20 protein-coding genes are annotated in these 22,851 nt (G+C 63.0%); 4 read left to right on the top strand and 16 right to left on the bottom strand.

Annotation, left to right across the window (positions count from 1 at the left end):
- On the top strand, window positions 1-657 hold the full coding sequence (locus tag AC1VNX_RS01960; protein ID WP_483155240.1) for a methyltransferase family protein: 657 nt from the start codon (window positions 1-3) through the stop codon (window positions 655-657).
- Window positions 658-1,203: 546 nt separating this feature from the next.
- On the opposite strand, the gene AC1VNX_RS01965 is transcribed toward AC1VNX_RS01960, so the two are convergent.
- Genes AC1VNX_RS01965 through pilV (AC1VNX_RS01990) form a run of 6 tightly spaced genes read right to left on the bottom strand, consistent with a single transcriptional unit; the run spans window position 1,204 to window position 8,858 of the window.
- Window positions 1,204-1,782: a GspH/FimT family pseudopilin gene (locus AC1VNX_RS01965; RefSeq protein WP_483155241.1), complete on the bottom strand. Its 579-nt coding sequence runs from the start codon at window positions 1,780-1,782 to the stop codon at window positions 1,204-1,206.
- Window positions 1,779-2,276 carry a type IV pilin protein gene (locus AC1VNX_RS01970; RefSeq protein ID WP_483155242.1) on the bottom strand — a complete coding sequence of 166 codons (498 nt, stop codon included), beginning with the start codon at window positions 2,274-2,276 and terminating at the stop codon, window positions 1,779-1,781. Before AC1VNX_RS01970 ends, AC1VNX_RS01965 begins: the two co-directional genes overlap by 4 nt.
- Window positions 2,273-6,634 (bottom strand): pilus assembly protein, encoded by a 4,362-nt coding sequence (locus AC1VNX_RS01975; RefSeq protein ID WP_483155243.1) that lies wholly within the window; start codon window positions 6,632-6,634, stop codon window positions 2,273-2,275. The genes AC1VNX_RS01970 and AC1VNX_RS01975 overlap by 4 nt, the downstream gene beginning before the upstream one ends.
- Before the next feature lie 16 nt (window positions 6,635-6,650).
- Window positions 6,651-7,247 (bottom strand): pilus assembly PilX family protein, encoded by a 597-nt coding sequence (locus AC1VNX_RS01980; protein WP_483155244.1) that lies wholly within the window; start codon window positions 7,245-7,247, stop codon window positions 6,651-6,653.
- Between the two features lies 1 nt (window position 7,248).
- Entirely contained in the window at window positions 7,249-8,262 is a 1,014-nt protein-coding gene (locus AC1VNX_RS01985; protein ID WP_483155245.1) for a PilW family protein, read from the bottom strand.
- Complete coding sequence (pilV, locus tag AC1VNX_RS01990) at window positions 8,259-8,858, bottom strand: type IV pilus modification protein PilV (protein WP_483155246.1); 600 nt, start codon at window positions 8,856-8,858, stop codon at window positions 8,259-8,261. The genes AC1VNX_RS01985 and pilV (AC1VNX_RS01990) overlap by 4 nt, the downstream gene beginning before the upstream one ends.
- Before the next feature lie 456 nt (window positions 8,859-9,314).
- Here pilV (AC1VNX_RS01990) and AC1VNX_RS01995 point away from each other — a divergent pair, with 456 nt between their 5' ends.
- Window positions 9,315-9,872: a pilin glycosylation ligase domain-containing protein gene (locus AC1VNX_RS01995; RefSeq protein WP_483161859.1), complete on the top strand. Its 558-nt coding sequence runs from the start codon at window positions 9,315-9,317 to the stop codon at window positions 9,870-9,872.
- Entirely contained in the window at window positions 9,791-10,690 is a 900-nt protein-coding gene (locus AC1VNX_RS02000; protein WP_483155247.1) for a PglL family O-oligosaccharyltransferase, read from the top strand. The genes AC1VNX_RS01995 and AC1VNX_RS02000 overlap by 82 nt, the downstream gene beginning before the upstream one ends.
- A 59-nt stretch (window positions 10,691-10,749) precedes the next feature.
- Here the strand turns inward: AC1VNX_RS02000 and AC1VNX_RS02005 are convergent, their stop codons facing one another.
- The 7 genes from AC1VNX_RS02005 to moaC all read right to left on the bottom strand — a co-directional run bounded on the left by AC1VNX_RS02005 (window position 10,750) and on the right by moaC (window position 19,364).
- On the bottom strand, window positions 10,750-11,328 hold the full coding sequence (locus AC1VNX_RS02005; RefSeq protein WP_483155248.1) for a GspH/FimT family pseudopilin: 579 nt from the start codon (window positions 11,326-11,328) through the stop codon (window positions 10,750-10,752).
- Window positions 11,325-11,804, bottom strand: coding sequence for a type IV pilin protein (locus AC1VNX_RS02010; RefSeq protein WP_483155249.1), 480 nt, complete (start codon window positions 11,802-11,804; stop codon window positions 11,325-11,327). The genes AC1VNX_RS02005 and AC1VNX_RS02010 overlap by 4 nt, the downstream gene beginning before the upstream one ends.
- Window positions 11,805-11,806: 2 nt before the next feature.
- Window positions 11,807-16,174, bottom strand: coding sequence for a pilus assembly protein (locus AC1VNX_RS02015; protein WP_483155250.1), 4,368 nt, complete (start codon window positions 16,172-16,174; stop codon window positions 11,807-11,809).
- 15 nt (window positions 16,175-16,189) lie between these two features.
- Window positions 16,190-16,786: a pilus assembly PilX family protein gene (locus AC1VNX_RS02020; RefSeq protein ID WP_483155251.1), complete on the bottom strand. Its 597-nt coding sequence runs from the start codon at window positions 16,784-16,786 to the stop codon at window positions 16,190-16,192.
- A 1-nt stretch (window position 16,787) separates the two neighbouring features.
- Complete coding sequence (locus tag AC1VNX_RS02025; protein ID WP_483155252.1) at window positions 16,788-17,741, bottom strand: PilW family protein; 954 nt, start codon at window positions 17,739-17,741, stop codon at window positions 16,788-16,790.
- Between the two features lie 59 nt (window positions 17,742-17,800).
- The gene (pilV, locus tag AC1VNX_RS02030; RefSeq protein WP_483155253.1) at window positions 17,801-18,397 is read right to left on the bottom strand and encodes a type IV pilus modification protein PilV; all 597 of its coding nucleotides are present in this window, start codon (window positions 18,395-18,397) and stop codon (window positions 17,801-17,803) included.
- Between the two features lie 475 nt (window positions 18,398-18,872).
- Window positions 18,873-19,364: a cyclic pyranopterin monophosphate synthase MoaC gene (gene moaC, locus AC1VNX_RS02035; protein WP_126021053.1), complete on the bottom strand. Its 492-nt coding sequence runs from the start codon at window positions 19,362-19,364 to the stop codon at window positions 18,873-18,875.
- 54 nt (window positions 19,365-19,418) lie between these two features.
- Between moaC and AC1VNX_RS02040 the strand changes: the two genes are divergently transcribed.
- Window positions 19,419-20,984: a M48 family metalloprotease gene (locus tag AC1VNX_RS02040; protein WP_483155254.1), complete on the top strand. Its 1,566-nt coding sequence runs from the start codon at window positions 19,419-19,421 to the stop codon at window positions 20,982-20,984.
- A gap of 19 nt (window positions 20,985-21,003) precedes the next feature.
- Here the strand turns inward: AC1VNX_RS02040 and AC1VNX_RS02045 are convergent, their stop codons facing one another.
- From AC1VNX_RS02045 to AC1VNX_RS02055, 3 genes are all read right to left on the bottom strand, one after another.
- Window positions 21,004-21,357, bottom strand: coding sequence for a phage holin family protein (locus AC1VNX_RS02045; protein WP_126021055.1), 354 nt, complete (start codon window positions 21,355-21,357; stop codon window positions 21,004-21,006).
- Between the two features lie 93 nt (window positions 21,358-21,450).
- The gene (locus tag AC1VNX_RS02050) at window positions 21,451-21,915 is read right to left on the bottom strand and encodes a hypothetical protein (RefSeq protein ID WP_483155255.1); all 465 of its coding nucleotides are present in this window, start codon (window positions 21,913-21,915) and stop codon (window positions 21,451-21,453) included.
- Between the two features lie 84 nt (window positions 21,916-21,999).
- Complete coding sequence (locus AC1VNX_RS02055; RefSeq protein ID WP_483155256.1) at window positions 22,000-22,749, bottom strand: TerC family protein; 750 nt, start codon at window positions 22,747-22,749, stop codon at window positions 22,000-22,002.
- Window positions 22,750-22,851 lie beyond the last annotated feature (102 nt).

The raw sequence follows: 22,851 nt of genomic DNA on the forward strand, positions 1-22,851 counted from the left end.
ATGGATGCCAAATCAATTTCCTTGGCGATCGTTGAGTATTGGGCCCGTAGCCGGGTTTTCAGGTTCTCTTTTCGAGCGGTCGCGGCAATTTTTTTCTTGAGATTTGCGGCCGAGGCGTTGATGGTCTTTCTTGAAAAAGGATCGTTTAACTATTTGTTGTTGGTGGTTTCCGAATTAATAAGCGTTGGCCTGCTTGTTTTTGCCAGAGATTCTCTTGACGTCAAAATGAATTTTCTTGCCGTTTTGTCCACGGTGTGCGGTACTTTTTATTACCTGCTGATGGACTTTTTTGAATACGCGTCTATCGGGTTGGTTTCTTCTGGAGTTGGAGCTTCGTTGCAGACTGCTGGAATAATTCTGCAAATTTATTCAAAATTAAGTCTCGGCCGGAGCTTTGGTCTTCTTCCTGCGAATCGTGGAGTGGTAGTTAGGGGAGCGTATCGTTTTGTCCGGCATCCGATTTATGCTAGTTACATATTAGGGCACGTTGGATTTATCCTTGGCGCATTTAATTTTTGGAATTTGGGAGTTTTGCTCCTTGCGTATATTTTTCAATTTATTCGCATTAAGGAGGAGGAGTCGGTTTTGAGGAAGGATGCAAACTATCTTGCTTACGAAAGTCGAGTGAAATGGAGGTTTCTTCCGTTCGTATTCTGATCCGGTCGATCCGGTTTCAGCTTGCCGCCGCTCTTTTGATTGCTGTCAAATGTTGGTTCGACGGAGAGCGAAGATTTGTATTCGATATTGTCCGGAGTTAAAGCCGTCTCTTCCTCAAAACATAGACTTCCTATAGAAAGTGTGGCTCGAAAATCCGAGGAGACATACTGGAGATGACGATGCCGCCTCTTGCCGAGGGGATGCTCAAGTAAGTTCGTATCCTATAATGAGCAACTCGCGGTCGGCCCGCGATCAAGGTCAATAAGTCGCGAAAATAACAGAAAAACAAAATTTACGATAGCTCCATACAAAGGTGGTGATTGTTGGAGCATTTGAACCTGGCATCAATCACTTTGTGTAATCTCTTCAGGTGCGCAAAGCGGATGATCAGAGTTGATGCAAATCTGACGTCAGATCGGGTAGATTGCTAATCTCGGAATGGCTCATTGTTGCGCATAATGGTGCCAATTCGATTGAAATTTCGAAACCCGCAGTCTTGCCGAGCAAGACTGAAAGCTATACCTTGAACGCGAAATCAAAGCATCGCTATTCTGTGGCAGAGGTGGTGCAAGTTGCGTCCATGGCAGGCTGACAAGCCCTTACACGACCCGTCTTGGCAATTATCACAATGCGTGTTTGGCTTGTTTTTTGTGCGCCTGATATGTCATTTCGCTCAATTTTCAAGGTCGCAGATTGAAAAGTCGAAGCACTAGTTTGTGTGTAGCCTGAAGGATTAAACATGACGTATGAAGGACTGCCTTGCGCTGTTCCTTGTCCTGCTACGGCGAAATAGTTCGGCACGGCACCTTGCTGAACGATGAGAATATCCGACCCATTGAATTGCTGGTCATTGTCCGCATCGATAAAGATGCTCCAGCCAGTAGTCCAGTCATTGTTTTGTCGAGGGATGATCACGGCGTGCTGACCTCGCTTCATGGCCTCTCCCCGAGCTGTACTAAGCGCTGCAACGAAGGAATTGGTAAGCGAAGTCAATTCAGAGTTTCGTTGGAAGCCAACGAAACTCGGCGCGGCAATTATTACTAAAACTGCAGCGACAGCAATCGTGACCATCAACTCAATTAGAGTGAAGCCGTTCTCGCGGTTCGAATATTGATAAATGCTCATGGCCAGCAAAGTCTGAAATTCGAGCTGGAAGCATTCCCTGTGCAGCCCTTGGTGCCAGTGCTTGTAAGCGTCAGATTACCAACGGCTGTATCTGTTTTAGTAGGCTTTGCTGTCAGCATAATGCATTCTTTGATGCTCAAGCTGGACGGACACGCCCCTGCAGATATCCAATAGGCAGGCGATGTAGAGTTATCACCCGAATAGTTCTTGAACGGAAAAGAAGTTGGTAAAGGCGTTGAGGCTGGTGTGAGGGCTCCCGTCGTGCTGGTATTGAAGTCGAGATATGTATTTCGCTGTGTCATGTATCGCTCCTGTTGCTGCATCAGTTCCAGCAAAGCAGTCCGTGCCTGAGCCCGCCTCCCCTTAAGCACAGAATCGTTGTACGCGGGATAAGCGATCGCCGCCAAGACGCCTACAACCGCGACCACAATCATTAGCTCAATGAGCGTAAATCCGCGCATTGCAGCACGTTTCCTTATGTTGTTCATATTCATGATCCACGCTTTAGGTCCAGGTAATTGTTGATCTGCCGCCAGCTCAGCCTGCCAGCAGTGATGACGACGCTCGTCTGGCCGTCGTTGCCCGCACCGCCTGCAGCATTGCCAACCCCGCCCGAGCCCTGCACGATCGTCTGGCTGGTTATCTTCTTTTTCCGCCGGCCGGTGCTGTCGCTGATGCTCTCGACCGTGGAAGCCACATCAATCACCAGAGGCTGGCCCATGATGCCGACGGTCGATACCCGTCGAGTGCCTATGCCGGTGTCGACGTCGATGATGTACGAATTGCCGCTGCCCCCGCCTACCCCACAGGAGGCCGAGGCGCCAGAGGTGCCCGGGATCAGGCTGCCGAATATCAGCGTACTGCCCGTCAGCAATGCCCCGCTCACCTGGCGCTCGGTGCTGGCGTAGTCCATGTACCAGCCCGAGCTCACGGTCGAAGACGTCGTCAGGTCGCTGGTGGCGCGGCCCCAGGTGAAACTGGGCACGGTGATCGCCCCTGTGGAATCGATCGTGGCCGCTCTCAGTCTCGCGCGTCCGCTGATGGCTCCAGAACCGTTTGGCGTCGCATCGGGCACCGTCGTGCCGTCGTCGTAGATCACGTAGAACGAGTTCTGCGCTGTCGATGAACGGTCGTCCACCTCCAGATACTTGCCGGTACCGAACGCCACCTGGACCGCATTGACGTTGTTCGTTGCCGCCACCAGGGTGGGCGCCATGCTGATGGGCTGCACGTTGCCCGCGCCGTCCTTGGCAACGAAGAGCGGGTAGGGCGCATTGTTGCTGGCCTTCTTGAAGGCCGACAGGTTCGCCATATTCCACTCGGAGGTGCCGTGGCTGCGGAAGTCGAGCTTCCACATGTTGCCGTGGAGGTCGCCCGCGAAGATCTGTGCCACTTCGCGGTTGCCACCGGTGGCGATGGCTGCCTTGAAGTTAAGCACGCCAGTGGCCTTGGTCACTGCCAGCGTGGCATCGAAGGGCAGTTCCACCTTGTAGTAGTTGGTGCCGAGCGTCCATGCCGTTTCCGGTGCCTTCGACAGATCGAGCAGGAAGATGGCGGGGTTGCCGGTGCTGTAGTTGTTGGCCGAGTTGACCTTGGTGTAGTTGTTCACACCGCTCGCAACCACTGCAAACCATTTGTACGTAGCCGTCGTTGCTGTCGGTGCGCTGGTGCGCATCTTCAGGATCTGAGGCTGTCCGACGACGAATCCCATGTCGACGTCGTCGTCCGCCGTGAACTCCCACATCACCTTCGACGCGTCGAACGACGTCGGATCGGTGACGTCCAGAGCGAACACGCCGCGCCCGCCTGCACCGGTGCCGGAAACCAGCACCGTCTTCCAGTCGGCGGCAGTGCCTGCGGAGCCCACCTGCGCTTCGGCCACCACCGGCGGGCCGTCCACATAGCTCTGGTGGTTGCCCACGTAGTTCGCGTCGGTCAGCGCGGCAAGCTTGGGCGACATCCAGCTGGGGATGTAGCCGAACAGTTCATCGCCGGTGCCGGCGTTGAAGGCGTGCAGCATGCCGTCGTTGGCCCCCACGAAGACGGCCGCGGTGCGGCTGAGGTTGGCAGTCCTGAAGGCAGCGTACGAGGTCGAGTTGATGTTGTTGGCGGGCGCGCCCGAATACACGACGCCCGAATTGATGATATCTCCCAGCAACTTGTTGTTGCGGCGGCGGAAGGGCGCACCTTCGCGGGCATTGCTGCCGCGCAGATAGCTCACGCGGTCGGAGCCCAGCGAGTCGGCAGTCGCAGAGGGCGTGATCTTGTTCAGGTCGGCTTGTTGCGCGGTAGTCAGGGAGTTCCACAGGAATGGACTGGCCTTGGGCACGGCATTGCTTGGACGCCCGATGACGATGTTGCGCGAGGTTGCCGGAGCAGAAAGCAAGGCCAGCCGACTCGATGCCGACCACGTCGGGGTTGGCGAAATGCTGGCCGTGCCGTTACTGACCGTGATCGCCTGGGAAAACAAGTCGCCACTCCAGTCGCTGGTGTCGAACGCACCTTGGTAGACCGAGTTGTCCGTTTGCAGCGACTTCGACTGCACGGCGCTGCCGGCGATGCTGCGCGCGGAGGTCGAGGCGCGGCTGAAGATGCTGTCGAACGCGCTCAGCACGCTGCGCGCACTGCTTTGCAGGTAATAGGTGCTCGCCTCGCCGGGCCTCGCACTGTCTTGCCAGACGTTGGCATCGATCGTGCCGTCCTGGCGCTTGAAGGGGTTGCCGAAGGTGTTGAAGGGCTTGGTGCCTGGGTTGGAGGGGTCTGACTCGAAGCCGCCGTACTTGGCCGAGGTGAAAAACTGATTGCGGCTGCGGCGGGTGGTCGCATTGTTCTGATCGCCATACTCGTTCACGTCGAAAAAGAAGCTCTTCACGCGAAGGCCGGGGCGCTGCATGCTGGTCTGGGCAGTCCAATCGGTGCCGCGAATGTCATGCGTATGTGCCCAGTATGAGTAACCAATGATGGCCTCGCCGCGCGGGTTGCTGTTGGTGCTTGCATTTCCTGTTGTGTGCTGCTGCGCACCCTGTCCATCGAAGTAGGTAATGTCTGTGCCCTTCTCGAAGTTCTGGACAACACTCGTCCATGTCGTGAGATCGGGAATGTTCGCGGCGACATTGGCGCTTGGATAGCGACTACCGTCGTGTGTATTGATGTCGCCGATCACCACGATGTTGCTCTTGAGGCACGCGTAGTTGCTAGAGCTGGTACGGCCTCCCCCGTACGGGTCGTTCCAGGTGGTGAATACCGGATAGCCGTCGTACATGGTCGTCGTCATGTTGCTGACGGCGATATCGCTTGGCTGCAGGCCCTGCAGGTAGCGAAGGGACTCGTAGTAGAGCTCGCTGACGGGGTCGTACTGTTTGTAGCGCCCAGCCACCGGCCCGGTGCGGCCGAACTTGTTGAGGTAGTTGATGACCCCGCTCACGCCGAAGGTGGCATTGGTGCCCGAAAGGGTGCTGCCGTCCGGATTGGCCGCGAATACGCCGGTGGTGGCGTTCCATTCGGCGGCCGCGTTGCCGCCACTGGGAGTGTTGTCGATGCCGTTGATGTCGTAAGTTTTGGCTCCGACGTACTTCATGGGCGCGCGCAGCACGCCGCCGTATCGGCCGCCGCTGGCGCTGTTCGTCTGATCCATCAGGTACCCGAAGGCAGACAGACGCAACTGGTCGCTGTACTTCTGCACGGTGCCGGTCGGCTTGTAGTTGCCGCTCGGGTACTTGGTGCAGAAGGTGTAGTCGCGGGCGTCGGCCAGGTTTCCGGCGGCATCCTTGTCGCAGACCTTGACGCGGGAGTAGAAGAAACCCTCGCTATTGAGGCCGGTAGTTGGCCTGGTGGTCGTATTGGCGTCGAGTACATAGCAGGCTTTTACGGTGCCCGGCGCTGGATCGGTGAATACGGCGTTGGTGCAGGCGGTACTGTTCGTGAACTGGCCCACTATCCAGGATGTACCTGCGCCGTACCAGACTTCCTTTGAACTCCTGTTGAACCTGCAGGTGCCGTTCTCATCGGCACACTTGACAGCCGCAGCCGGCTTGTCACCGCTGTAAGGGAATGGGCCTGTCCCCGGCTGTATCGTGCTCAGGCTATAGCTGCTGGTATTGCTGCAACTCCCACCTCTCGCTGTCCCGAAATAGATGCGATCCAAGGTGTTTGCCACCCAGATGTCACTGCTCCCAGCCGCCGTGATCATGCTTCGCGGTACCGCACCCCAGTAACGGCCACTGCCGCCTCCATCTCGCGTCAGTTGCTTGGCTGGAAAGTTGGTCGAATTCCACATGCAGATCGGGTCGCCGTTCGGAAGCACCGCACGTTGCAGGATGGTCAGGTCAGTTGTATCGATGTAACGGTCGCCGCCAGACAAGGCGAGCCGCAGCATGTCGATGGCCGAGCTGGAGGCCCAGTTCAGGAAGTTGCCGCTGAAGCCATCGTCGCACATGCGATCCGTCCGCGTGTTTGACAGGATGCGGTCGAAGCGCTTGTAGTCGGTCGCAGACAGGCCGGAGGCAGGCGTCTCCGCGGGCGCGTTGTTGTACGAATAACAGGCGTACGCATCGTAGTAGCCGATGTATTCGTTGAGATTGCTGTAGGTGTTGTCCGTGTCGCCGCTCGGTGTGTACTGCGCGCCGACAGTCGGATACTCCACAGACAGCGCCAGCGCTAGCGCCGGCTTGTCTCCGGACGTGGTGGCGTAGAGCGGGTCGCTGGCCAGTGCAATCGGCTTGATGTTGGGGGCCGTGCTTGAGATGGCGGCAAACGACAGCGCAATGGTCGCGGCTATCACCGGAAAGGCAAGCCACGCGAGCGTGCGCGGCCGCGTGAACCACGGTTGAGCGTTGGATTTGGACGTTTTCATGGAAAAGCGGCTCGCTTCAGTCGCGATAGATGATCTGGACGACACCCTGGATGTCGTCCCGAGGGCCGAAGCCCATGGCTGTTACACGGTAGATGTAGCTTGTTGTAGAGCCTGAGATATCCCGGTTTGCGGGGTCTTCGATCGGCTCGATCACGTAGCGCGGCACCTTGGAGGGCTGAATGCCGGATGTGCCGGCCGGGAAGCTGCGGCCCGTGAACTCGCCATAGGCGGCTGTCTTGGCTCCGCTGGTTGCAGTGAAATCGACACTCAGCCATGCAGGCTTCGCGGTCGTTTCGAGCGCGCATAGACCTTTGCTGTTTCCGGAACTTCCGCACCCGCTGACGAATGCGTTGGTGTTGGCCATGTTGGTGAACACGGCTCTCCGGCTCGAAGCTACGGGACCATGTATGTCGAATTCGGCATCCATCAGCGCCGCTTCGGCCGACTGCCAGGCGACCTGCATGTCCCGGTCATTCCGGGAACTGCGTTCACCCATGGTGGCGATCTGTGCCGCGCCCACGCCGAGAATGGACACGATCACCAGCAGCAGCAGCACGACGATCAGCGATACGCCGCGTTGGCCTGCGGAATGGCGGGAAAGTGTGTGCCGCATGTCAGAGTTCCTGGTCGTTGCGCAGATGGATCGTGAAGGTCAGCGTCTGGCGCAGTCGACCGTCAGGTGTGGGTTGGAAGATCGTGCCCGCGTCTCCGGTAGAGGCAAAAGCGCTGCCAGCGGTTGCGGTCGCACTGCTCTTGGTCGGGCCAAATGGGTAGAAGGTTTGTGCCTGCGAATCCTGGGCGGCGCCTCGCGCGCTGCGCAGGACCATGCCGATGCGAACGCTGCGCACCCGCCGCCAGTTGGCATTCGTTGCGGTGCTGTTGCCTGGTACCGTCATCTGGTCGGCGCGCAGGTATGCGTTCGGCACGTTGGGCGACGGCGCATTCGCTGCCGGTGCAGCTCCGGCCGTGACGCCATCTACGCCATACAGCACCTGGAAATTCTCGACGCCTTGCACAATGGGAGCGGATTTCCACGCACTCGTCGCCGTGTCGTAGTAGGTGCACAGGAGCGAGGGCTCGCCCTGGCTCTGCCCCACCGAGAAGATGCTTGTCAAAAGCGTGTCTCGTGCAGCAGCCGTATTGATATCTGCGACCGTGGCTTGCGCATTGCCGGCGCAGTCGATCATGGTCTTGTCCGCATCCGTGGAGCCGACGACCATTGTGTGCGCCTGAGCCGACTGGTAGCGCATGATCAGCACGTCGCTGCCAATACCTGCTTCCGTACTCGGCCAAGCCGTGGAAGACGTAATCGGGCTGGTGAGGTTCACCTTGGCGTTGTTGAACCCCATGATGGGAGGGGGCGGGTCGGTCGCAGCCGCCTGCCGAGGCGTCGCTGCGAAGAACACGTCCCTGTAGCCGGTCTGCACGCCGATGCGCTGGATCATGTCGGCCGCAAACCGCCCGTTATCGCGCAATTGCGAGGCAGCATCGACAGTGGTGAAACCGCGGCGTGCGACTGTCAAGGCAGACACGGCAGCAAGCACCACCACCAGGCCCACCGCCATGGCGACGAGAAGTTCGATGAGAGTCAGTCCGCGAACGGCGCGGTTGCGCGAGCGACCGATCACAGCGTGCTCCCTGGCGTGACCGGCAGGATGATCGATGGCTGCGACGCCTGATTGACCGTCGTGTCGCCGGTCTTCGTCGAAGGGCGACTCCAGCCGATCTTGACGAGGATCGGGTCGCTGGTGTCGGTCGATGTGCACGCCCATACAGCGGTACCGTCGGCACCGTAGGGAGCGCTGTCGCGGCAAATGCTCACGCGCGCGCCTGGCAAGGCATCGTCCACTCGTGCCAGCCAGTCGGTGAGTTCGGCTTGCGCAACGGCAGTCTTGTCTGCACCGCAGTTCTGGCCGATGGAAAGGCAATACGAGGCCGTCGGGGCCACCAGGGGACTAGACAGATCTCCGATCAGATAAGGATTGTTGGTGCCTAGCAGCGCCTGGTCCTTGTTTCCCCGCATCATCTCCGCCAGCTCGCGAGCCAGCACCACGGCCGTCGACTGCAGCCGCGCGTCGCGGTTGGCCTGCAGCGATGCGGCCTGCAAGCCGACCATGCCAAGCAAGCCGAACGAGAGGACGACGATTGCCACCAGCACTTCGATCAGCGTGAAGCCTGCAGCGGCGCGGCGGAGATTTCGGACTTGTCGGATAGCGAAGGGCATCGATGTAGCACCGGACGGCAATTTGTGAACAAACGCGCCTAAATGTGGCTGAATGTGAACAGGATGATGCCGAAACCGCCTCTCGAAGCCCGTGCCGTTTGTCGGCTGTGGCCGACCGTTTGGAAACATTTGCAAATAACTGGCGGGCAGCGACTGCCTGCCTGCCCAATTCGTCTGATGCCTTTCCTCAGTTCGGCACTGATCGCCATTCCTTTCCTGTTCCCTTTGGTTGCCGGTCCGTCGGTGCATGTATGGCAGTTGCTTTGTTCGTGGACTTGCGCGGCGCTCCTGTTGCTGAGCAATGCCAACGTCGGGTCTTCGCCTGCTCGCGTTCTCTGCTGGCTCGCGATCTGCGCGGGATGCGTCGCGCTGTTCCGTGGCGACGGGCCGGGCAGCTGGGTGGCTGCCTGCGTCGCATTGGGGGGCGTCGGGGTTGCGGCGCTAGTGGGAGCGCGCATGGCTGGTTCCGGCGGAGCTTCTTCATTGGCGTGGGGAATCCTGGCTGCGGGCCTGATCAGTGCCGTCTTTGGCCTTCTGCAGTACTACGGCAAGGCTGAATGGCTGTCTCCCTGGACCAACTCCCCCCCTGTCGGGCAGGCGTACGCCAACCTTCGTCAGCGCAACCAGTTCGCAACGCTGATCAGCATGGCTTGCGTGGCTGCCCTGTGGCTTTACGCGACGCGACCCTCGGCAAGCGTTCGGCGTTGGTTGATCGCTTCAGCGCTGCTCCTTCTGGTGGCCGCAGGCGCCTCGACATCCCGTACGGGGTTGCTGCAGCTGTTGTGCATCTTCGGGGTGGCGGCTTTCATCTCGCAGCGGGAACGCAGCTCGGCGTCCCCGAAAAAGCCGGAACGTCCTGGCGGCTGCCGCATCCAGGGCTCCTGCTCGCCACCATCCCCCTCTACTTCGCTATCGCCTGGCTCCTCCCCCAATTGGCCGGAGGGAGCGAAAGCGGAGTCGAAAGCATGCTCCAACGCCTGCACACTGGCGCCCCGCAGGACCACAGCCGCCTGATCCTGTGGCGCAACGTGCTCACGCTGATCGCCCGGCACCCATGGACCGGTTGGGGATGGGGCGAGCTCAGCTTCGCCCACTACAGCACCCATTACGACGACCCCCGGTTCGTCGAGATCCTGGACAACGCGCACAACCTTCCGCTGCACCTGGCCGTGGAGCTGGGCATTCCCGCCGCCGTGGCGATCTGTGGCGGCTTTCTCTGGATGGTGCTTGCCGCGCGGCCCTGGCGCGAACGGGACCCTGCACGCCTGATGGCCTGGGGCATGCTGGGCGCGATCGTGCTGCACAGCCTGCTCGAGTACCCGCTTTGGTATGGCCCGTTCCAGCTGGTGTTCGGCCTGTGCCTCGGCATGCTTTGGCCGGGCGAGCGGCGCGCCGCAGCGATCCGGCCTGCGCTGTCGTCGCTGGCGGCGGTCGCGATGCTGGCGGTCGTGGGGCTCGCGGGCTGGGACTACATCCGCGTCAGCCAGATCTACCTGTCACCCGATGAGCGGCTCTCGGCATACAAGGAAGACACGCTCGCCAAGGTGCGGAGAACCTGGCTGTTCACACGTCAGGCCGAGTTCGCCGAGCTGACGCTGGTCGCCGTGACACCCGCCAACGCCGCCGAAATGCATTCGCTCGCGCAGCGGGTGATTCACTTTTCGCCGGAGCCGCGCGTCATCGTCAAGCTGATCGAAAGCGCCGAGCTGCTCGGGCTCGACGGCGAGGCTAGGGCGCAGGCGGAGCGTTTCAGCGACGCCTTTCCGCAGGAGTTCGCCCGCTGGCTGAAGGAGGCCGATCGCGGCCCGGAACAGCTGGCGCCGCCGCAATAGCGCAAGATCCACGAGCCGGCGGCATCGAGGTGCCGCGCACGCTCGCGGCCATCAATCGATCACTCGCTCGCCGAAGTCGTGCACGTCGTATCCGTCGCGGGCTGGCAGACCCTTGCACGCCCAGTCCTTGCGATCACCACGATGCGGGTCTGCTGGGTTTTCGCCGTATCCGAGATGTCGTTGCGTTCGATCTTCAGCGTCGCGGACTGGAAGGTCGAATCGCTGGTCTGCGTGTAGCCCGAAGGATTGAACATGATGTACGCAGGGCTGTTCCGCGCAGTCCCCTGGCCTGTCGCCGAAAAGTAGGCGGGCAGCGCGCCCTGTTGCGTGATGAGGATGTCGGAGCCGTTGAATTGCTGGTTGTTGTCGGTGTCGACGAAGACGGTCCAGCCGGTGGCCCAGTCGTTGTCCGCGCGCGGCACGACGACCGCCTGCCTGCCTCGCTTCATCGCTTCTCCCCTGGCCGCACTCAAAGCCGCGATGAACGAGTTCGCCGCCGAGGTGAGCTGGGAGTTGCGCTGGAAGGCGACGAAGCTCGGCACGCCGACCATCATCAAGACCGCGGCGATCGCTATCGTCACCATCAATTCGATCAGGGTGAAGCCCTTTTGCCGAGGGGAGAGCCGACGGGCGCTCATGGCCAGCAAATCCTGAAGTTCGTGCTCGCGGCTGTACCCGTGCAGCCCTTGGCGCCAGTGCTGCTGAGGGTCAGCGAACCGGCTGCGGCGTCCGTGCCGGTGGGTGTGGCGGTGAGCAGCACGCAATCGGTGATGGCCTGACTGCCGCATTTGGCGGCGGACAGCCAGTAGGCCGGGGCGGAGGCGCTGTCGCCGGAATGGACCTTGAACGTGCTCGAGGCACTGGCCGGCGTCGTGGCGCCGCTCGTGACATCGGTGCTGAACGCCAGGTAGGCATTCCGCTGCGTCATGTATCTCTCCTGCTGCTGCATCAGCTCCAGCAGCGCGGTCCGCGCCTGTGCCCGCCTGCCCTTCAGGACTGCCTCGGTGTACGACGGATACGCGATGGCCGCCAGGATCCCGATCACGGCCACGACGACCATCAACTCGATCAGCGTGAACCCGCGCACCGCAGCGCGCTTCGTTGTGTGATTCATGCTCACGATCCGCGCTTCAGGTCCAGGTAGTTGTTGATCTGCCGCCAGCTCAGCCGCCCTCCGATGAGGGTGACTTCCACCCGTCCGTTGCCACTGGCGCCCCCGCCGGCGTTTTCGATGCCGCCGGAGCCTTGCGAAATCGCCTGGCTCGTGATCCTCCTCGCGCGCTGGCCGGTGCTGTTGCTGATGGCGACGACCGTGCCGGCCACGTCGATCACCAGCGGCTCTCCCATGATGCCGACCGTCGATGCGGTCCGCGTCCTGACTCCCGTGTCCACGTTGACGATGTAGGAGTTGCCGCTGCCTCCACTCGCGCCGCAGGAGTTCGAGTCGCCCGCCGCAGCCGGAATCAGGCTGGCGAATACGAGCGTATCGCCGCGCAGCGTCGCCGCGCTCACCTGTCGTTCCGAGCTCGCGTAGTCCATGTACCAGCCCGAGCTCACGGTCGACGACGTGTTCAGGTCGCTGGTGGCGCGGCCCCAGGTGAAGCCGGGCGCGGTGATCGCGCCCTTGGAGTCGATGGTGGCCGCTCTCAGCCGGGCACGCCCGCTGATGGCACCGGAGCCGTTCGGCGTCGCATCGGGAGTGGCCGTGCCATCGTCGTAGATCACGTAGAACGAGTTCTGCGCCGTCGACGAGCGGTCGTCCGTCTCGAGGTACTTGCCGGTGCCGAACGCCACCAGAATGGCCTTGGGGTCATTCGTCGCGGTCACCAGCGTAGGGGCCATGCTGATGGGCTGCACGTTGCCCGCGCCGTCCTTGGCGACGTAGAGCGGGTAAGGAGCGTTGTCGCTGGCCTTCTTGAAGGCCGACAGGTTCGCCATGTTCCACCTGGAGGTGCCGTGGCTGCGGAAATCGAGCTTCCACATGTTGCCGTGCAGGTCGCCCGCGTAGATGTGGGTCACTTCGCGGTTGCCGCCGGTGGCGATGGCTGCCTTGAAGTTGAGCACGCCGGTGGGCTTGGTCACTGCCAGCGTGGCATCGAAGGGCAGTTCCACCTTGTAGTAGTTGGTGCCGAGCGTCCAGGCTGTTTCCGGCGCCTTCGAAAGATCTAGCAGGAAGATGGCGGGGTTGCCGGTGCTGTAGTTGTTGGCCGAGTTGACCTTGGTGTAGTTGTTCACGCCGCTCGCAACCACTGCAAACCACTTGTACGTAGCCGTCGTTGCTGTCGGCGCGCTGGTGCGCATCTTCAGGATCTGCGGCTGTCCGACGACGAATCCCATGTCGACGTCGTCGTCCGCCGTGAATTCCCACATCACCTTCGACGCGTCGAACGACGTCGGATCGGTGACGTCCAGGGCGAACACGCCGCGCCCGCCTGCACCGGTGCCGGAAACCAGCACCGTCTTCCAGTCGGCCGCAGTGCCTGCGGAGCCCACCTGTGCTTCGGCCACCACTGGAGGTCCGTCCACATAGCTCTGGTGGTGGGACACGTAGTTCACGTCGGTCAGCGCGGCCAGCTTGGGCGACATCCAGCTTGGGATGTAGCCGAACAGTTCATCGCCGTTGCTGGCGTTGAAGGCGTGCAGCATGCCGTCGTTGGCCCCCACGAAGACGGCCGCGGTGCGGCTGAGGTTGGCCCTCCGGAAGGCGGCGTACGAGTTCGAGTTGATGTTGTTGGCGGGCGCGCCCGAATACACCACGCTCGAATTGATGATGTCTCCCAGCAGCTTGTTGTTGCGCCGGCGGAATTGCGAGCCTTCGAGGGCGTTGCTTCCGCGCAGGTAGCTCACGCGGTCGGAGCCCAGCGAGTCGGCCCTGGTCGAGGGCGTGAGCTTGCCCAAGTCGGCTCTTTGCGCGTCGGTCAGCGAGTCCCACAGGAACGAACTGGCCTTGGGCACGGCATCGCCCGGACGCCCGATCACGATGTTGCGTGAAGTTGCAGGCGCGGAGAGCGCAGCCAGGCGGCTCGAGGCCGACCAGGCCGGGGTGGGCGAGATGCTGGCCTTGCCATCGCTGATCGTGATCGCCTGCGAAAACAGGTCGCCGCTCCAGTCGCTGGTGTCGAACGCGCCCTGGTAGACCGCGTTGCTCGTTTGCAGCGACTTCGACTGCACGGCGCTGCCGGCGATGCTGCGCGCGGAGGTCGAGGCGCGGCTGAAGATGCTGTCGAACGCGCTCAGCACGCCGCGAGCGCTGCTTTGCAGGTAGTAGGTGCTGGCCTCGCCGGGCCGAGCGCTGTCTTGCCAGACGTTGTCATCGACAGTGCCGTCCTGGCGCTTGAAGGGGTTGCCGAAGGTATTGAAGGGCTTGCGGCCGGGGTTGGAGGGGTCTGACTCGAAGCCGCCGTACTTGGCCGAGGTGAAGAACTGGTTGCGCTTGCGGCGGGTGCTGTCAGTGTTCTGGGCGCCGTGTTCATTCACGTCGAAGAAGAAGCTCTTCACGCGCAGGCCGGGCCGCTGCATGGCCGGCTGATCGGTCCATCCCGAGCCGCGAATGTCGTGCGTATGGGCCCAATACGAGTGTCCGATGATCGATTCGGTGCGTGGATCGGCATTGGGGGCAGGGTTGCCTGTAGTGCGTCGTTCCGTGCCCTGGCCGTCGATGTACGCCCGATCCGCTCCCTTCTCGAAGGCGACGACCGTCTTCGTCCAGTAGTCCGCGTCCGGATGGTTCAATGCCGAATCGGCGCGGGGAAAGCGATAGTTGCCGTCATGCGTGTTGATGTCGCCGATGACCACGATGTTGCTCTTGAGGCATGCGTAGTTGCTCGAGCTGGTGCGCCCACTCCCGTAAGGATCGCTCCAGGTGGTGAACACCGGATAGCCGTCGTACATGGCCGTCGTCATGTTGCTGATGGCGTCTTCGCTTGGCTGCAGTCCCTGCAAGTAGCGAAGGGACTCGTAGTAGAGCTCGCTGACCGGGTCGTAAACCTTGTAGCGGCCCGCCACCGGCCCGGTGCGGCCGAACTTGTTGAGGTAGTTGATGACCCCGCTCACGCCGAAGGTGGCATTGGTGCCCGAAAGGGTGCTGCCGTCCGGATTGGCCGCGAATACGCCAGTGGTGGCGTCCCATTCGGCTGCCGCGTTGCCACCGCTGGGCGTGTTCTCGATGCCGTTGATGTCGAAGGTCTTGGCGCCGACGTACTTCATGGGCGCGCGCAGCACGCCGCCGTATCGCCCGCCTCTGGCGCTGTACGTCTGCTCCATCAGGTAGCCGAAAGCAGCCAGACGCAATCTGTCGCTGTACTTCTGCACGGTACCGGTCGGCTTGTAGTTGCCGCTCGGGTACTTGGTGCAGAAGCTGTAGTCGCGCACGTCGGCCAGGTTGCCGGCGGCGGTCTTTTCGCAAACTCTCACGCGAGAGTAGAAGAAGCCATCGCTGTTGAGGTCGTGGGCCGGCCGCGCGGTGGAGCCGGCAGGAGCCGTGTAGCAAGCTTTGGCAACGCCCGGCGCGGGGTTGGTGAATACGGCGTTGCTGCAAGAGGTGCCGCCCGTGAACCGGCCGACCATCCATGTGTTGCCGGCGCCGTACCAGACCTCCCTCGTATCGGAGAAACTGCAGGCGGCGTCCTCGCTGGCGCAGCTGGAGGACGCTACGTAGGAAGGCTTGGCGCCATAGAAGGGAAACGGTCCTGTCGCCGTGCCGGCGCTCAGGCTGTAGCTGCCCGGGGAAGTGCAGCTGCCGCCCCTGGCCGTACCGAAGTAGATGCGGTTCAAGGTGTTCGCCACCCAGATGTCGTTGGCGCCGGCCGCGGCGATCATCCGCTGCGGCACCGCGCCCCAATACCTGCCATTGCCGCCGCCGTCGCGCGGCAGCTGCTTCGAGGGAAAGTTGGTCGTGTTCCACATGCAGGTCGGGTCACCGTTGGGAAGCACGGCGCGCTGCAGGATGGTCAGGTCGCTCGTGTCGATGTAGCGGTCGCCTCCCGACAGCGCAAGGCGGAGCATGTCGATGGCCGAACTGCTGGCCCAGTTCAGGAAGTTGCCGCTGAAGCCGTCGTCGCACATGCGGTCCGTGTGTGTGTTGGACTGGATGCGGTCGAAGCGCTTGTAGTCGGAAGCAGCGAGACCGGCGGCCGGTGTTTCAGTCGGCGCGTCGTTGTATGCATAGCAGGCATTCGCGTCGTAGTAACCGATGTATTCGTTCAGGTTGCTGTACGTGTTGTCGGAGATGCCCTTGTCCGTGTACTGCGCCCCGACGGTCGGGAACTCCACCGACAGTGCCAGCGTGAGGGCGGGCTTGTCTCCGGAGGTGGTCGCATAGAGCGGCTCGCTCGCCAGTGCGATGGGCTTTATGTTGGGCGCCGTCGTGCCATTGCCCGCGATCGACACCGCGAGCACGGCCGCCGCCGCCAGCGGGGGCGCAAGCCGCGCGAGCGTGCGCGGTCGCTTGAACCAGGGCCTTGAAGGGGAAGAGGGCGTTGTCATGGAAGGCTGCTCGCGTCAGTCGCGATAGATGATCTGGACGACGCCCTGAATGTCGGCCCGGGGGCCGAAGCCCATGGCTGTCACGCGATAGATGTATCTGGTGGAACCGCCCGAGACGTCGCGGTTGGACGGGTCTTCGATCGGCTCGATGACATAGCGGGGCGCCTTCGCTGGCTGGATGCCGGTGTCGCCTGTCGGGAAGCTGCGGCCGGTGAAGTCGCCGTAGGCGGTGGTCCTGGCGTCGGTCGTCGCCGTGAAGTCCACCGCCAGCCAGGCGGGCTTGCCGGTCGTTTCGAGGGCACACAGGCCTTTGCTGCTGCCTGAACTGCCGCACCCGCTGACGAAGGCGTTGGTGTTGGCCATGTCGGTGAATACAGCACGCCGCTCGGAGACGACGGGGCCGTGGATGTCGAACTCGGCATCCATCAGCGCCGCTTCGGCCGACTGCCAGGCGACCTGCATGTCCCGATCGTTGCGCGCGCTGCGCTCGCCCATGGTGGCGATCTGCGCCGCGCCCGCGCCGAGGATGGAGACGATCACCAGCAGGAGCAGAACGATGATCAGCGAGGCGCCCCGCTGGCGGTCGGGGCGGCTGAAGAGGACTTGCTTCATTTCAGAGCCCCTGGTCATTGCGCAGGTGGATCGTGAAGGTCATTGCCTGGCGCAACCGTCCATCGGGCGTCGGCTGGAAGGTGGTGCCGGCGTCGTCGTCGACCGCGAAGGCGCTGCCGAGTTGACCTTTATCACTGCCCTTTGCGACGCCGAGCGGATGGAAGGTCTGCGCATCCATGTCCTGCGCAGCACCTTTGGCGCTGCGCAACACCATGCCGATGCGCAGGCTGCGCACCCGGCGCCAATTCGCATGGGTTGCTGCGGCATCGCCGTCGACCTCCATCTGGTCGGCCCGCAAAAAGGCGTTCGGAACATCGGGTACCGCAGCATTCTTCGCAGGGGCCCGGCCTGCGGTGACGCCATCGACGCCGTACAGCACCTGGAAGTTCTCGACGCCTTGCACGATGGGCGCGGATTTCCACGCACTCGTCGCCGCGTCGTAATAGGTGCAAAGCAGCGACGGCTCGCCCTGGCTCTGCCCCACGGAGAAGATGCTGACCATGCGCGCGTACCGCGCACCCGCATCGCTGGCGTTCGGCGCCGTCGAGGGCGCGTTGCCGGCGCAGTCGATCATGGACTTGTCGGCCCTGGTATCCGCGGTGAGCGTGAAGGTCTGCGCCACCTGGTATCGCAGGATGAGCACGTCGCTGCCGGCGCCGGCTTCCGTGCTTGGCCATGCGGTGGATGCGGCCAGCGGATTGGAGAGGTCGACCTTGGCGTTGTCGAACCCCATGACGTTGGGCGCCGGGCTGCTCGCGGTGGGCTTCGGGCGTGTCGCCGCGAAGAACACATCCTTGTAGCCGGTCTGCACGCCGATGCGCTGGATCATGTCCGCCGCGAACCGTCCGTTGTCACGCAGCTGCGAAGCTGCATCGACCGTGGTGAATCCACGCCGTGCCACCGCCAGGGCGGATACCGCCGCCAGCACGACCACCAGGCCGACCGCCGTGGCCACGAGCAGTTCGACAAGCGTGAGGCCGCGAACGGCGCGGCAAGTCGAGGGGAAGGAGGCGGTCAAAGCGTGCTCCCCGGCGTGACCGCCAGCACCACGGAAGGCCGGTCCGACGCCTGCCAGACGGTCGTATCGCCACTCTTCAAGGAGGGCCGGCTCCAGCCGATCTTGACCAGGATGGGATCGCTGCTGTCGGCGGAGGTGCAGCTCCACTGCGCCGCGCCGTCCGATGCGAAGGGAGCGTTGTCGCGGCAGATGCGGACACTTGCGCCCGGCAGCGCGTCGTCCACCCGTGCCAGCCAGTCAGTCAGTTCGGCTTGTGCAACTTTTGCCCGCGTGTCGCACGAGCTTCCGACCGAAAGGCAATAAGACGGGGTGGGGGCAGTCAGTGGACGGTCGAGCCGTCTGATGAGGTAGGGGTTGTCGGTGCTCAGGAGCGCCTGGTCCTTGTTGCCCCGCATCATCTCCGCCAGTTCGCGGGCCAGCGCCACCGCCGTCGATTGCAGGCGCGCGTCGCGATTGGCCTGCAGCGACGCCGCCTGCAGGGCGACCATGCCCAGCAGCCCGAAGGACAGCACAACGATCGACACGAGTACCTCGACCAGCGTGAAGCCCGCAATGCGGCCGGCATTTCTTACTTGGCGGGAGAAAGAGTTCATCGAGCAGGACGGAGTGACTTGTTAACAAAAGATATTTTTAGTTGTTAACTGTTGTTAACTGTGGCTAAATGTGTTTATGAATGATGCGGCAAGGGAGCCGTCATCGGCGCGCCGCTCGTCGGGCGATGGCAACCGTCGGGAGACATTCGTTGTCGGTCCGTTGCCGGACTTGAAGGATTTCGGGCGGCCCTGTGCCGAACGGCATCGCGGATGCCTGTTCTTGAATGCGCGGTAATCCATCCACGTGCTGGCGTGATGGTTGCGGATGTGGGCGTGCTGCACAGCCATGCTGTGCAGCCCACTCCGGGACGACCGGTGTTTCAGCCGGTTTGCGGCATCTGCCTGCCCGGGCCAGTCAAGCGCAGCAGTCGTGCGGCTTGGCTGTGGCTGTCATCTCCTGCGGCTGGCGCGATGCCAATGGGTCGAGGACGATGTGTCCTGGCCGCTGACGAAATGCTCAGGAAGCTTCTTCGAGCTACTCGGAGGCTCCCGCCACCCAACTCCCCGACTTCCCCCCATGCTTCTCCAACACATGCACATCGGTAATCCGCATCCCCCGGTCCACCGCCTTGCACATGTCGTAGATCGTCAATAACGCCACCTGCACCGCAGTCAGCGCCTCCATCTCCACCCCCGTCGGCCCCACGGTCTCCACTGTCGCCGTGCAGACCACCTGTGGCGCGCTCCCCGCATCGGCCAGCGCGAACGCCACGGCAACGCGCGTCAGCGCCAGCGGATGGCACAGCGGAATCAGGTCACTTGTCTTCTTCGCCGCCTGGATACCCGCGATGCGCGCGATGCCCAGCACGTCGCCCTTCTTCGCGGTGCCGGATTCAATCAGTGCGAGCGTCGCCGCCTGCATCTCGATGCGGCCCGTGGCCACGGCCACGCGGTGGGTGGCGGGCTTGGCGGCGACGTCGACCATGTGGGCCTGGCCCTGGGCGTCAAAATGGGTGAGGGTGCTCATGGGTGAACGATCAGGTTGGACGTGCATCATACGAGCCCGAGCCACAGACGAGGAATGCCGCGCTTGACTCCCCATCGCCACTCCAGAAGCCAGCTGACGCCCGCCCTGCGGTCGTTGTGTGCTAGCGTTTTGATAGCTTCCCAGATGCTGCTGCCGGTGCCCGCGCTGGCGCAGATCCAGCAGGTGCTTCCGGGCATGGGCGACGGCGGCGAGATGACCGCCAGCGCCGAGCGCCACCTCGGCGACCAGATCGCCCGCGAGCTCTACCGCGACACCGACTACATCGACGACCCGGTGATCGCCGCCTACGTGCAGGACATCTGGCAGCGCCTGCTGACGGCCGCCCGCGCGCGCGGCGAACTCACGCCGGAGCTCGACGAGCGCTTCGCCTGGACGATCCTGCTGGGCCGCGACCGCAACATCAATGCCTTCGCGCTGCCGGGCGGCTACCTGGGGCTCAACCTCGGCCTGGTGGCCGTGGTCGGCAGCCGCGACGAGCTGGCGACGGTGCTCGGGCACGAGCTCTCGCACGTCACGCAGCGCCACATCTCGCGGATCATGACGAAGCAGGGCAGGCAGATGCCGCTGATGATCGCGGGCCTGATCCTCGGGATGATCGCGGCCGGCAAGAGCCGCAATGGCGATGCCGGCCAGGCCATGATCATGGGCAGCCAGGCTGTGTTCGCGCAGAACCAGTTGAATTTCTCGCGCGACATGGAGCGCGAGGCCGACCGCATCGGCTTCGGGGTGATGACGCAGGCCGGCTTCGCGCCGCAGGGCGCCGCCACGATGTTCGAGAAGCTGCAGTACGCAGCGCGCCTCAACGACAACGGCTCGTACCCCTACCTGCGCAGCCACCCGCTGACGACCGAACGGATCTCCGACATGCAGGGCCGCTTCCAGTTCAACATGGACACGGTGCCACCGCAGCCGCTGGTCATGGACCACGCGATGATCACCTCCCGCGCCCGCGTGCTGACGCGCCCTGGCGTGGACGTGCTGCGGCTGTGGATCGATTCGGCCTCCAGCGGCGAATTCGCGAAGAGCTCGCCGGCACAGCAGGCCGGCACGCTGTACGCAGCGGCGCTGTCGGCGAAAGAGATGCGCGACTACAAGACCGCGCGCGCCCTGGCCGAGCGCCTTGTCGCGCGCGTGGCGGACGACCCTGCCGCGGCAAAGCAGGCACGCTGGCTCAGCGCGGAAATCGAACTCGCCGCGGGCGCTGCGCCCAAGGCGGCCGCCCTGCTCGATGCCAAGTCGAAGGAGCGGCCAGAGATGCTGCTGTCGGCCGAGGCGGCCACGGCGATGCGCCAGCCCGCGCCGATGATTCCGGTGCTGCGCGACTGGGTGGCTTCCGACCCGCGCGACGCGACGGTATGGCGCGCGCTCGGCAACCTCTACGGTGCCCAGAACGACACGCTGCGCGCGGTGCGCGCCGATGCCGAGGCGAACGTGGCGATCCTCGACTATCCGGCGGCACGCGACCGATTCAAGGCGGCGCAGGAGATCATCCGCCAGTCCAAGGTGGTCGATCACTACGAGGCGTCGATCATCGACACCCGGGCTCGTGCGGTGGAAGTGCTGGTGAGGGAGCAGGCCGCCGAGCCGCCGCTCAAGTAGCGACGGCGCTTCTCGGCGCTCAGCGCTTGGAAAGCAGTCCGCCCAGCGCGGACTCGATCAGCAGCCCCAGCACCGAATACAGCAGCGAGCCGATCAGCGCGGCCAGGAAGCCGTTGACGTGGAAGCCGCCCAGCAGGCCGGAGGCGGCCCAGAACAGCAGCGCGTTGATGACGAACAGGAAGAGCCCGAGGGTGACGATGGTGACCGGCAGCGTCAGTATCACCAGCACGGGCCGCACGATCATGTTGAGCAGGCCAATGACCGCGGCGGCGATCAGCGCGGAGCCGAAGCTGTTGACCTGGACGCCGCTGTAGAGATAGGCGACCGCCAGCAGCGCCACGGCACTGAGCAGCCATTTGAGGATGATGCGCATGGCGGCAGGATACCCCAGGGCCCGCAAAAGACAACGAGCCCCGGTGCGTTGCCGCGCCGGGGCTCGTCGGGGATGAGGTTTCTTCCTGCGGTCTTACTCGGCCAGCTCGTTCGCCAGCACCAGCAGCGCGCCCATGCCCATCACTGCGCCGGGAAATGCCCAGCCCGACTGGTGAGGCGGCGTCTGGTCCGGCGTCACCGGCTCCAGGTCGACGCCGACCTTCGGGCGGCGTGCATCGACCACGTGAATGGCCGAATGCTCACGCTTGAGCTGGGCCGTCAGTTCGGCCAGCGGGCCCTTGGCCAGCACCGGAGTCACCTGGCCGCCGTTGCGCTCCAGCAGCGGCGTCATCTGCGCCTGCACCTTGCTGAACCACTTGGCGCGCCAGTTCTCGCGCGCGCTGTGGCTTACCCACTTGCTGATGCGATGCGTCATGCGCGGAGCGCAGGCCACGAGCACCCAATGGCGCGCCACGACGCTGTTCGCATCCGGCGCCAGTTCGGCGAACTGCTCGCAGGCGTAGGTGGCGTCGTCGACATAAAGAATGATCTTTTCCATGGCGTGCTCCTTCAGGTAGTTAGAGTGACAGAGACTGGTTTGGACGGGAAGTTCGTTCGTGGTTGGAGCAATGACCACCGGCGCTCAGCCGGTCGTCACCGCCTGTTCTTCGTGCTTGTTGCGGGCGTGGCGCGAGGCCACCCACTTGCCGATCACCAGCACCAGCAGCGCACCGAAGACGCCGGCCGCGTACTTGATCACGTCGGTCTGCGGCACCTTCGGCACCCAGGTCCAGGCGGCGGTGTTCGCCAGAGCCGGGTCGGACACGGCCATCGTGCCGGCGATCCAGCCGAGCAGCATGCCGCCGGCGGTGATGATCATCGGGAAGCGGTCCATCAGCTTGATGACCAGCTGGCTGCCCCAGACGATGATCGGGATGCTTACGAGCAGGCCGAAGATCACGAGCGGCATCTGGTGGCTGTCGCCGGCGCCTTGGGCGGCGCCTGCAATGGCGATCACGTTGTCGACGCTCATCACGAGGTCGGCCACGATCACGGTCTTGACCGCGCCCCACAGCTTGTCGCTGCCGGTGATGTTGCCGTGGCCGTCGTCATGCTCGGGAGCCAGCAGCTTGACGCCGATCCACAGCAGCAGGATCGCGCCTACCAGCTTCAGGAACGGAATGGCCAGCAGGGTCAGCGCAAAGAAGATCAGGATCACGCGCAGCGCGATCGCGCCCGCGGTACCCCACAGGATGCCTTGCGTGCGCTGGGCCGGCGGGAGCTTGCGGCAGGCCAGCGCGATCACCACGGCGTTGTCGCCGCCCAGCAGGATGTCGATCATGATGATCTGACCGACCGCGACCCAGAACTCCGGGGTCATGAACATTTCCATAGCTTTCCTCTTTTGTCTTCGCGCCCCTGCCTCTCCCTTCAGGGGTGACGACGGAAGGCGCATGTCTATGCGTTTCGATTCATCCCGTACGGGGTGGGTCGA

The organism is Variovorax sp. TLI9-5A, from assembly GCF_056867935.1.